The sequence below is a fragment of the Microbacterium sp. bgisy207 genome (assembly GCF_965345035.1).
In the GTDB taxonomy this organism is placed as follows: domain Bacteria; phylum Actinomycetota; class Actinomycetes; order Actinomycetales; family Microbacteriaceae; genus Microbacterium.
Map to the genome: position 1 here is coordinate 1 of NZ_CBDRMG010000024.1, position 10,770 is coordinate 10,770.

General features: G+C 64.9%; 12 protein-coding genes. 8 read left to right on the forward strand and 4 right to left on the reverse strand.

What is annotated here, in order from left to right:
- Window positions 1-152: 152 nt before the first annotated feature.
- From ACSGC5_RS14710 to ACSGC5_RS14720, 3 genes are read right to left on the reverse strand one after another with little or no spacing between them, the layout of a single operon-like run.
- On the reverse strand, window positions 153-749 hold the full coding sequence (locus ACSGC5_RS14710) for a gluconokinase (RefSeq protein WP_434971330.1): 597 nt from the start codon (window positions 747-749) through the stop codon (window positions 153-155).
- Between the two features lie 2 nt (window positions 750-751).
- The gene (locus ACSGC5_RS14715; RefSeq protein ID WP_434971331.1) at window positions 752-1,801 is read right to left on the reverse strand and encodes a D-2-hydroxyacid dehydrogenase; all 1,050 of its coding nucleotides are present in this window, start codon (window positions 1,799-1,801) and stop codon (window positions 752-754) included.
- Window positions 1,798-2,526, reverse strand: a complete 729-nt coding sequence (locus ACSGC5_RS14720) for a FadR/GntR family transcriptional regulator (RefSeq protein WP_434971332.1) — start codon at window positions 2,524-2,526, stop codon at window positions 1,798-1,800. Before ACSGC5_RS14720 ends, ACSGC5_RS14715 begins: the two co-directional genes overlap by 4 nt.
- 118 nt (window positions 2,527-2,644) lie before the next feature.
- On the opposite strand from ACSGC5_RS14720, the gene ACSGC5_RS14725 reads away from it, so the two are divergent.
- From ACSGC5_RS14725 to ACSGC5_RS14760, 8 genes are all read left to right on the forward strand, one after another.
- Window positions 2,645-3,940 carry an ABC transporter substrate-binding protein gene (locus ACSGC5_RS14725; protein WP_434971333.1) on the forward strand — a complete coding sequence of 432 codons (1,296 nt, stop codon included), beginning with the start codon at window positions 2,645-2,647 and terminating at the stop codon, window positions 3,938-3,940.
- Between the two features lie 4 nt (window positions 3,941-3,944).
- Window positions 3,945-4,868 (forward strand): carbohydrate ABC transporter permease, encoded by a 924-nt coding sequence (locus tag ACSGC5_RS14730; protein WP_434971334.1) that lies wholly within the window; start codon window positions 3,945-3,947, stop codon window positions 4,866-4,868.
- Window positions 4,865-5,764, forward strand: coding sequence for a carbohydrate ABC transporter permease (locus ACSGC5_RS14735; protein WP_434971335.1), 900 nt, complete (start codon window positions 4,865-4,867; stop codon window positions 5,762-5,764). The genes ACSGC5_RS14730 and ACSGC5_RS14735 overlap by 4 nt, the downstream gene beginning before the upstream one ends.
- Window position 5,765: 1 nt before the next feature.
- Window positions 5,766-7,412, forward strand: coding sequence for an alpha-amylase family glycosyl hydrolase (locus tag ACSGC5_RS14740; RefSeq protein ID WP_434971336.1), 1,647 nt, complete (start codon window positions 5,766-5,768; stop codon window positions 7,410-7,412).
- A gap of 659 nt (window positions 7,413-8,071) precedes the next feature.
- A complete protein-coding gene (locus ACSGC5_RS14745) occupies window positions 8,072-8,269 on the forward strand; it encodes a hypothetical protein (protein ID WP_434971337.1) in 198 nt (65 codons plus the stop codon).
- 56 nt (window positions 8,270-8,325) lie between these two features.
- On the forward strand, window positions 8,326-9,108 hold the full coding sequence (locus ACSGC5_RS14750; RefSeq protein ID WP_434971338.1) for a Fic/DOC family protein: 783 nt from the start codon (window positions 8,326-8,328) through the stop codon (window positions 9,106-9,108).
- Window positions 9,109-9,112: 4 nt separating this feature from the next.
- The gene (locus ACSGC5_RS14755) at window positions 9,113-9,346 is read left to right on the forward strand and encodes a hypothetical protein (protein ID WP_434971339.1); all 234 of its coding nucleotides are present in this window, start codon (window positions 9,113-9,115) and stop codon (window positions 9,344-9,346) included.
- The gene (locus tag ACSGC5_RS14760) at window positions 9,343-9,918 is read left to right on the forward strand and encodes a recombinase family protein (protein ID WP_434971340.1); all 576 of its coding nucleotides are present in this window, start codon (window positions 9,343-9,345) and stop codon (window positions 9,916-9,918) included. The genes ACSGC5_RS14755 and ACSGC5_RS14760 overlap by 4 nt, the downstream gene beginning before the upstream one ends.
- A gap of 6 nt (window positions 9,919-9,924) precedes the next feature.
- On the opposite strand, the gene ACSGC5_RS14765 is transcribed toward ACSGC5_RS14760, so the two are convergent.
- Window positions 9,925-10,770, reverse strand: an 846-nt coding sequence (locus ACSGC5_RS14765; RefSeq protein WP_434971341.1) for a DUF4238 domain-containing protein, incomplete at its 5' end; no start/stop codon positions are given.

Consider the following 10,770-nt stretch of genomic DNA (forward strand, 5'->3'; position numbering starts at 1 on the left):
GGACGTTCGGTTTCGGGAGAGGGTATGGGGGTGCGGTCGCGGACGGGTGGTGGGTTATGACGCATCATCGTGCGCGTCAACCGAACACCCGGCTGTCCTCATTGCCGCGCTTAGTCGGCTTCCTGATTGTCTTCTGACCAACTGCGTCGCGATCAACAACCTTCTCGCGTCGTCGGTGACGCCTGCCTACGAGTCGACCGAGGTCCAGGAAGCGTCGACGTTCTCCCAGATGGGGGCTTCGGAATCGGTTCCTTGAGAAGGGACTTTTCAATCTCTCGGATGACAATGTCAGGGTGTGTGCTTGCGTCAACAGTGAAGCCGTGTTCGTTCGGGTGTAGGGGCTCCCAGGCTGATAGCTGAGATGCAAGCAGGGCGGGCGCCATGAAGTGGTTGGTACGGCTTGTGAGCCGCTGGCTGATCTCGTCCGGTGGAGCCCCTAGTTGCACGAAAAGTGCGTCCGGGGAGTGTTGGCGGAGGCGGTCCCGGTGGGATCTCTTGAGCGCTGAGCAGGCGAGGATGCAAGGGGTCGAGGTGAGCGCTTCGCTGACGGCGTCCAGCCACGGCCAGCGGTCGGTGTCTTCGAGGGGTGTACCGGTGGCCATCTTCTGGATGTTGGCCGCGGGATGGTAGTCGTCGGCGTCCAGGAATGGTCGATTGAGGCGTTTGGCGAGCAGGGCGCCGATGGTGCTCTTGCCGCATCCGCTCACGCCGGAGATGACGATTGCGTGCGGGAGTGGGCGCGTGAGCATTGTTAGTAGAACTCGATTGTGTTGACGCGGTTCCTGAGCGGTTGATCGTCGAGTAGTCGGGTGGCGTTTTCAGAGAAGAGCTCGACGATTGCGCGCTCTTCCTGATCGGTGAGCGCGGCGGTGTGAGGGCTGATGAGGACGTTGGGCATCGTCCACAGTGGACTCTCCGGAGGGAGAGGCTCGCGGGTGAAGACGTCGAGCGCGGCAAATCCGACACGGCCGGCCTGCAGGGCCGCCGTCAGCGACTCTTCGTCGATGACGGTGCCGCGCCCGACGTTCACGATGGTGGCGCCGTCTTTGATGTGCGAGAAGAACAAGGTGTCGAGCATGTTGTCGGTGGTGTCGGTTCCGGGGAGCGTTTGGATGACAGCGTCGGATTCGTTGGCAGCGGCGAGCAGATCCGCGGGCTTCACGAATCGGTCTACAGCGCCGTGTTCGTGGGAGGAACGCGCCATGACGGTCACGTGCATTCCGAGAGCCTTGAGGGTTGAGGCGACGGCTTGGCCGATGCCCCCGAACCCAAGGATGAGCGCCCGCTGGTTCGCGACTTGCCCCATAAGCCAGCGTTCTGTCCAACGCTTCTGGTGCTTCTGTTCCGTGAGTCGCGGGAGCGATTTGGCTCCCGCGAGGACGCCAAGGGCAGCGAACTCTGCCAAGGCGCGTCCGTGCACGCCCGCGGATGTGGTGAACACGATGCGTGTGAGCTCATCGGGTGTGAGGTTCGCGGCGCGCACTTGGCCGCCCCCGCCCGCGGCCATGGTGTGTACCCATCGAAGGTCAGGATTTCGTCGAGCGGTCGTCGCTAGTGCTGCCGGACTGAGATCGGGGATACCGAAGAGGGCTTCACCGCGTCGCAGCATCTCGTCGAAACGTCGCTGTTGTGCGACCGTGCGCCGAAAGGCCGGGTCGCCTGCGAAGTCGGCGGGGTAGCGGCGGGGGGCGAGGAGGCTGAGGTCGACGATGAGGTCGATACGTGGTTCCAGATCGACAAGGAGATCGCAGAGGGAGGGGTCGATGGGGGCCGCGATGGTGACGCGGAGTGTGTCGGTCAAGCGGGGTCCTTGCTGGTGCTGAACAGTCGTTGGGCGCGGTGCCACGCTGCGATGGAGGTGTCCATGTGGATCTGCATGGCGCGCCGTGCCTTCTCGGGGTCGCGGGCGAAGATCGCTTCTGCGATCGTTGTGTGCTCCTCCAGCGCGAGGCTGACTGCGCCGGGGACGTGGTCGGTCAGTTTTCGGGCGCGGAGGAGAAGGTCGCTGGCGGCTTCGAGGACATTCGCGAAGGCGACGTTGTGCGAGGCATGAGCGAGAGCTGCGTGGAAGGCGACATCGGCACGGTAAGGGTCGACGCCGTCTCGGGCGGCTCGCTCGTAGTCCTGGAGTGCAGCGCCGATGTGCTCGTGGTCGGCGGTCGTGGCCATCGTGCTTGCGCGGAAGGCGATCTCGGTTTCGAGGGTGTGACGTAGCTCGTAGATGTCACTGATGGCCTCGCCGGTGAGCAGCGCCGCGACAGCGGCGGTTTCCAACGCATCGGCGGTGGGGACTCCGATGACGCGCGCGCCCACACGCGGCCGAACGTCGAGGTAGCCCATTGTGACGAGGGATTGCACGGCTTCGCGAACCGTGTTCCTGCCGACGCCATACTGCGCCATCAACTCTTTTTCGATGGGCAGTTTGGCCCCGGGAGCTAATGCTCCTTCGCGGATCTTGAGTAGTAGATCGTCAGCGATCGACGCGGAGAGAGTGCGTCGAGTCGCCTTGACAGGCGTCGTTGCCACGTGGTGTACTCCAATCGTCCTACAAATGGGACTATTCAAGGCGAGTGTAACGGCAAGCCCCTCTCGAAGGCGAGTACCGGTGCAGGAGCCCTGCGATCACCTAGAGAAAGCGATGACGATGACGACATCATCGACGGCACGGCTCACGCGCATCGTGCCAGTCCTCGGGGCAGCGTCTGTGCTCGCCCTTGTTCTCGCCGGCTGCGGCGGCAATGTCACTCCGACGGAGACCTCCGGTGCGTCGGGACTCGACCCGGCTTCGGCCGCGGACGCCACGGGCGACGTGACGGTGTGCGGCCCGACCGATTCATCGGGAGTGTGGGGCGCGACGGTCGATGCGTTCAACTCGTCGCAGGACGCGGTGACCGCGGACTACATCGAGCTCGGCTCGTCGGCGGACGACCAGCTACAGCAGATCAACCAGCGCATGCAGACTGAGTCGACGCAGTGCGACATCTTGCGCCTGGACGTCGTGTGGACCGCACAGCTGGCCTCCCAGGGCTATCTCGCCGACATGAGCGCGGTCATCGACGACAAGCTCGACGCGCTCATCCCGTCGACGGCAGAGACGCTGCACTACGACGACAAGTACTGGGGAGTGCCGTTCTACCCGAATACGGGCTTGCTCTACTACCGCACCGACCTGGTCGATCAGCCGACGAGCTGGCAGGGGCTCTACGCCAACGGAGAGGAGAACCCCGCGAATGGGTTCCTTTACCAGGCGGAGCAGAGCGAGGGCCTGACGATCAGCTTCCTCGAGATCCTCTACAGCGCCGGCGGTGAGATCCTCGACACGGACGGCAACGTCGCGGTCGACAACGCCACCACCACCGAGGTGCTCCAGTTCATGCAGGACGGGCTCGCCGATGGCGCGTCCCCCCGGTCGGTGGTCACCTACAACGAGGACGCGACCCGTCTGGCCTTTGAGGCTGGCTCCGGGGCGACGATGCGCAACTATCCGTTCGCCTACGCGGCTGGCCAGCAGTCCGCGATCGCGGACAAGTTCGCAGTCGCGCCGCTGCCGGCGTGGGACGAGGATGGCGTGGGAATCGGCGTACTCGGGGGCAGCAACGTCGCCGTCAGCGCATTCTCGGAGAACCCGAGCGCTGCTCTGGCGTTGATCGACTTCATGACCAGCGAGGACTGGCAGGAGCAGATCGCGATCAACAACTCCCTCGCTCCGGCGGTGACGGCCGCCTACGAAGCGCCCGAGGTCCAGGAGGCGCTGCCGTTCTCCCAGGAGCTCTACACCGCTCTGCAAAGCGCAAAGTCCCGGCCGGTGACCCCCGTGTACCCGCAGGTCTCACAGGCGATCTACCAGACCGTGGGCGAGGTCCTCAGTGGAGACCTCACGCCGGAGGATGCGACGACGCAGATGGCCGAGCGCATCCAGGAAGCATTGGACACGTTCTAAGACGATGACTGCTCTTACCCAGGCGAGGCGTCCCTCGGCCCACAAGGCCGAGCGACGCCTCGCATGGCGGATGGTCTCTCCCGCGCTCATCGTCATGGTGCTCGTCGCGGGAGCGCCCATCGCCTACGCGCTCTGGCTCTCCCTCAACCAGTACAGCGTCATCACGCCCGGACTGTCCCGATTCGTCGGCCTCGGCAACTACATCGAGTACCTGTCCTCCGGGGTGTGGTGGAGCGCTGTCGGAAACACCTTTGTCTTCACCATCATCTCCGTCGCACTCGAGCTGACCCTGGGCATCGCGATGGCACTGCTGCTGAATCTGGCGTTCCGGTTCCGCCCGCTGTTGCGCAGCATCGTACTGCTGCCCTACGCCATCCTCACCGTCGTCAGCGCCATCACCTGGCGCACGATCTTCGACCCCGATCTCGGTCTGGTGACGACCATCCTCAACGGGCTCGGCGTCACGGATTCCAGCATCGTCTGGCTCGGCCAGAGCGGCTATGCCATGACCGTCGTGATCCTCGCGGACGTGTGGAAGACCGCGCCGTTCGTGGCGCTGTTCGTGCTCGCCGGCCTCCAGGTGATCCCCGAAGAGATCAGGGAAGCATCCGAGCTCGACGGCGCCGGCGCGTGGAAGCGGTTCTGGAACATCACCCTGCCACTGCTGTGGCCCGCGATCACACTCGCGATGATCTTCCGCACTCTCGACGCGCTCCGCGTGTTCGACCTTCCCTTCGTGCTCACCCGCGGCGCCTACGGCACCGAGACCATGTCGATCCTGGCCTACTCCGAACTCCGCGGAAATCAGCTCGTCGGTGAAGGGTCCACCGTCGCCATCATGACGTTCGTCATCGTGATGATCGTCTCACTCGTCTACATCCGGTTCGCAGGGGGCAACATCCGCGCTGTCACCCGGGAGAAGAAATGACCGCTACCGAATTGATCACCGCGCCAACGGCCCGCCGCGTGGCTCCCGACGCCCCACGTCGGCGTCGTCGACGCGGCCCGGAGCGCAATCCCTTTGTCTGGCTCGCTGTGGCGGCCGTCATCGTCTTCTCGCTGGTGCCGTTCTACTGGCTGATCAACACCTCTCTGAAGACCGGTTCCGACCTCTCGCGCGCGAGCCTGTTTCCCGACAACCCCTCACTCAGCAACTACCTCAACGTGCTCGGAGACGGCGACTTCCTACGCTCGTTGCTGAACTCCACCATCGTCGCGACCGCGAGCACCGTGCTCGCCCTCATATTCGCCGCATTCGCCGCGTATGCCCTCGCACGACTGCGGATGCGCGGCAAGTTCGCTCTGCTGGCAATCGTGCTCTCAATCACCACGTTCCCCGGCATCGCGATCGCCGCGCCGATGTTCGCGATCTGGAACAACATCGGCCTGTACAACACGCTGATCGGACTCGTGATCCCGTACCTGACGTTCACTCTGCCGCTGTCGATCTACACACTGGTGTCGTTCTTCAAGGAGATCCCTGCTGAGCTCGAGGAAGCCGCATACATCGACGGCGCGACCCCGTTCCAGACCTTCTACAAGGTGATCCTCCCGCTCGCGGTCCCCGGCATCGCCACCGTCGCGATCCTCGCATTCATCTTCGCGTGGAACGAGTTCCTTCTCGCCGCGACCCTGACCTACAGCCCCGACGTGCGAACGGTCCCCGTCGCGATCGCGTTCTTCACCGGCGCCAGCGAGTACGAGCAACCGCTCGGGATGATCAGCGCCGCGTCTGTCATCATCTCCATTCCGCTCATTGTGCTGGTGCTCATCTTCCAGCGCCGCATCGTCTCCGGCCTCACCGCCGGCTCCGTGAAGGGCTGAGATGACCGACGATGAAGCGACCCCCGGTGCCTGGTGGCGGTACGGAGTTCTCTACCAGGTCTATGTCCCCTCGTTCCAGGACGGCGACGGCGACGGCTTCGGCGACCTGCACGGCCTCGAAAGCCGACTCAAGTACATCGCGGAACTGGGCGTGTCCGCCATCTGGCTCAGCCCCGTCTACGGGTCGCCCCTCTTGGACTTTGGATACGACGTGTCCGACTACACGAGCATCGGTGAGGTCTTCGGTAATCTCGCCGTGTTCGACCGCGTGGTGGCGAAAGCGCACGCTCTGGGCCTGAGAGTGTTGCTCGACTACGTGCCGCAGCACACCTCCAACGAACACCCATGGTTCCAGGACGCGCTCACCGGTCGCGACGCCGCGCACCGTGACTGGTACCTGTGGCATGACCCCGCAGGCGACGGTGGGCCACCGAACAACTGGGCCTCGGCGTTCTCAGGACCGGCCTGGACCTTCCACGAGCCGACAGGCCAGTACTACTACCACGCCCACCTTCCCGAGCAGCCCAGCCTGAACTGGCGCAACCCCGCGGTGAAACAGGCGATGTTCGATGTCCTCCGGTTCTGGCTCGACCGCGGCGTCGACGGATTCCGCGTCGACGCCGTGTGGCGGCTCATCAAAGACGACCAACTGCGTGACAACCCCGAACCCTCCGCCGACGACCCCATCGAGATCGCCGGCGCCGGCGCGCACTCGACCGTCCGCCAGGTGCAGAAGTACACCGCCGACCAACCCGAACTCCCCGGGCTGCTCCACGAGATGCGCACCGTCGTCAACGCCTACCCCGACCGGCTTCTCATGGGAGAGCTGCACCTCCGTCTTGAGCGCGTCGCGGCGCTGGGCTCGCTTCCTGGCCTCGATATCCCGATGAACTTCTCCCTCATCGACACGCCCTGGAACGGGGACGCCGTCGCGGATGTCATCGAGCGGTACGAAGCTGCGCTCACTCCGCTTTCGTGGCCCAACTGGGTGCTCAGCAATCACGATCGCAGCCGTCTCGCCACCCGAATCGGTCCCGAGAACACCCTTGCCGCGCTCGCGCTGCTTCTCACGCTTCGCGGCACGCCCACCCTCTACTATGGAGACGAACTCGGTCTGCCCGATTCGCCCGTTTCCGTCGAGCGCGAACGGGACTGCGCCGCACTCCGCGCACCCGGGCAGGGCCTCGGTCGTGACCCCCAGCGAATGCCGATGCCGTGGACCACGGCGGCGCACGTTGGATTCTGCGACGACGACGTCGAACCGTGGCTACCAGTACCGGCCTGGGCAGCTGATCTCAGCGTGGAGCAACAAGGTGCGGACCCCCGCTCCACGCTGAATAAAGTCAAGGGTCTTCTGGCGATCCGTAACAGTGAGCGCGCCCTGCAACACGGAACGATCCGCGTGCACGCGCACACCGCAACGTCGATCACGATCATCCGAGAACTCGAGTCATCCGCCACATGCCTCGTCGTCAACTTCGGCACAGAACCGCTCTTGCTCGAACTCCCTGAACAACCCTGGCGGCAATTATGGACCTCGCATCGTGATTCCGGCGTTGAACTCGTCGCATCCGAGGCGCGTCTATACCGCTCCGTCCAGGGTGAAGAGTCCTCGCGAGCGATCACCGACCCGGCTGACGTCTTCTAAGAGGGCAGAGGTTCGCCACTTCGCGTGGAACGGTGGGCCCGAGACCGCCGCCAACTAGCGTGGAATCCTTCGCGTCGTCCGCCACTTTGAGCGAGAACCTACAGGCGCGGCGCGAGAGCTGGCGTCTACCTTGTCCGCATGGAAGACGTGTTGGATTGGGGGACGATCGCGATCATCCTCAGCGTGCCTGCGGTTCTCGCGGCCGTGGCCTTCTCCACTCGTCGTCGTCATCGAGCAGGGGATCGCGACGCCCCCGTCCTCGGCCGGCCTGCTGGGGTTCGATGAGCTGTTTCACCCGTCGGCGCACAACGCGCGAATCATCTGGGAGGCGGAACAAGAGATCCCCGTCCCCGCGCCTACGCCCGACAAGGGGCCGGGAGTGATTGAAGCGGGCGCGCGAATCACGATCGAGGTCGAGGGGCCGGCCGCGTAGATACGTGGTTTGGCCTGCGATCGTGGGCGTGGGTGTCGAGGCACGCTTGTAGGTTTCCGCAACCGCTCGAAACTGATCGATTTCGGGACGAGTGCCAACCCCGGCCCGTCGACGTCGACACGCCGTGCCGAAACTCCGTGCCAAAACCTCCCATGTTCCGAAACCTGATTCGACCGTTTTCGGCCCATAGCTGATAGAATCGAACCACGCCACGAGAGGGGCAATCATGGTCCGTACGCTCATTGCCGCACCGCCGGCATCGACCGCTGCCGAGGACCGCCTGGCGTTCGCGGATGCAGCTCTCGCGCTGGCCGGCCACGAGGTCACCGACCCGGCGCTGCGCACCATCGTCGAGCGGGCTGCCCGCCACGAGCTGACGGGGGATGAGGCGCGCGCTGCGATCCGCCGCCACGTGCAGGGCTGATGCCTCGCGGCACCACCTTTCGTACCTGGGATGACTACTTCATCCCAGGTACTTCTGTGTTGAGGAACAAGTTCACCGCACCCGGCAAGCCGTATGGGGAACCCGACCCCGACAAGCTCCGGCAGTTGGAAGAGGCATACGCCCACACGCGCCTCCAAGAGCTGTACGACCACCCGATTCCCGGCCAGTTCGACTACGACCACATGAAGGCGATCCACGCTTACGTGTTCCAGGACGTCTACGAGTGGGCTGGTCAAGAACGGGTGGCGCCGGCCGGGCAGTTCATGACGAAGGACGGACACGCCTACTACGGCGCCGGCCCTCACCTGACGGCGGCCGCCGAGACCGAGTACGCCAAGCTCGCCGGCAAGGACTATCTGCGCGGACTGCCGCAAGCGAAGTTCGTTGACGAGCTCGCGGAGAGCTGGGGGGAGCTGAATGTCGTGCATAGCTTCCGTGAGGGCAATACGCGGACGCAGTTCGTGTTCTTCTCCCAGCTCGCAGAGCAGGCCAGCTATCGGATCGACGCCGCGCAATTTGCTCCAGGCTCGCCGCTGCGCGACGAGTTCGTGCAGGCACGGTTTCACTCCCAGGACACCGGCCGAAACGATCAGCTCGCCGCGGTGCTGGGGAAGGCGATCACCCCTTTAGACCGTGACGCTTCGGCGTCCCGGATGAGCGACAACGGCGTAGCCGACGCCCTCCGCGCAAGCTTCCCCATAAGTGCGAGAGGGGCCGTGCGACCGGCACCCACGCCGGGCGCGAACGTCGCAGGGCGTTCGAGGACGCAGCACCCCGAAAGAGGCAGAACTGACACAGGACGGAGCGGACGTGACTGACCCGATGACTACTCGATTCGATGTTGAGCAGCGGTGGCCGGAGTTGTTCGACGGCCTGACCGAGACGCAGCGCTGGTCCGTCGTGCAGTCCCTCGCGGCCGCCTGGCATGAGGGCTGGGAGCCGAACCGCGCCGACGTCGCCAACCTCACCGAGTATGCGGGTGGCCGGATCGACCACGCCGAGTACATCCGTCGATCGGATGCGTCGTCGACGGGCATGCGAGGGAGTGCGCGATGAACGTTGTCGGCTACGCCCGTGTGTCGAAGCGGGAGCAGAACCCCGCCGCCCAGGAGGCCGAGCTGCGCGCGGCCGGCGCTTCTCGAGTATTCGTCGACCACGGCGAATCCAGCCGCATCACGGACCGCCCCCAGTGGCTCGCCTGCCTCGACTACCTCCGCGACGGCGACACCCTTCTGGTGCGCCGCCTCGACCGCCTCGGTGGCACGGAGCGAATCATCATCGAGACGCTGCACGACCTCGACCGACGAGGCGTGAACATCAAGAGCCTCACGGAGCCGATGATCGACACCACAACTCCGATGGGCCGCGCCCTGTTCGGCATGGTGGCCGTGTTCGCCCAGCTCCGCGTCGACACGATCCGGGAGAACACGATGCGCGGCCTCGCCCACGCCAAGGCGCAGGGCCGGGTCGGTGGACGGCCGTCGAAAATGACGCCGGAGAAGATCGCACAGGCCAAGCGGATGCGCACCGAGGGCCACAGCCTCGACCGCATCGCCGCGGTGCTCAGCGTCGGCAAGTCGACCGTCGCGCGCGCCCTCGCCAAGAGCGACGCCATCGCCGGGGGCTAGCGCGATCTACCGAGGAACGTCCGCGCCGCGCTGCGCGAGGAGGTCTACAGCGTTGGAGAACGCTCGCGGGTTTCGTGCCGGCCAACTACCGGGAAAGAGGATGTACCTCGTCGCCGCTCCGATGGTTGAGCGGTTGAACGCTTCCGGGATGAGCCTTCGCACTCGGTCACCGCGCGACAGGAGGAGTCCCGTCGTCGGTGTCAACGCCACTGTCACCCGCTCGGCGGTCATGAGGCCGACTTGCCACCCGTACTGACGCTCGTCGAGCGTGCGGTCCGGGTGGAGCCGTGACGGGCACACAAGCATGTCGCCGAGGAGTAAAGATGGCTCCTCGTAGCGAACGACGTTCCAGGTGAACTCGTCCAGGACGCGCCGATACTCAGCCCATCGGGCTTTCACGTCCTCGTGAATCTCGGGAATGAACTTCGCGTCAAGGTCAGCCGTGAACGTTGCGGCCTGCGCGAGGAAAGCCAGACGGGCCTCATCGATGCCTGGCACGTGCGCGTACCTCTTGAAGTCAGGCGCTGTCCCGTCGTAGACGTGCTTCATCATCGCCGGATGCCGTTGGTAGTGAAGGATGAGCAGCTTCTCAAGGATCTCTCGCTCCGGCCCGTTCAGCACGCTGTCGTCGCCGGCATCCAGTCGAGCAACGAGCGGCGCCGCCTTATCCTCGACGAACTTGCTCTGCGCGTTCTCGTACGCGTCTGGGTCAGCTTCCACCGGGTCGGCGCGATGGCTGTCTTTCAGCCATCCCACACTCGCAGCGCTGCCCTTATGAGCGGGGGAGCCGTCGAGGGGGACCACCATGAACTCCTTGTTCTCCGCGAACGCCCGCAGGATGAAAGCGGAGAG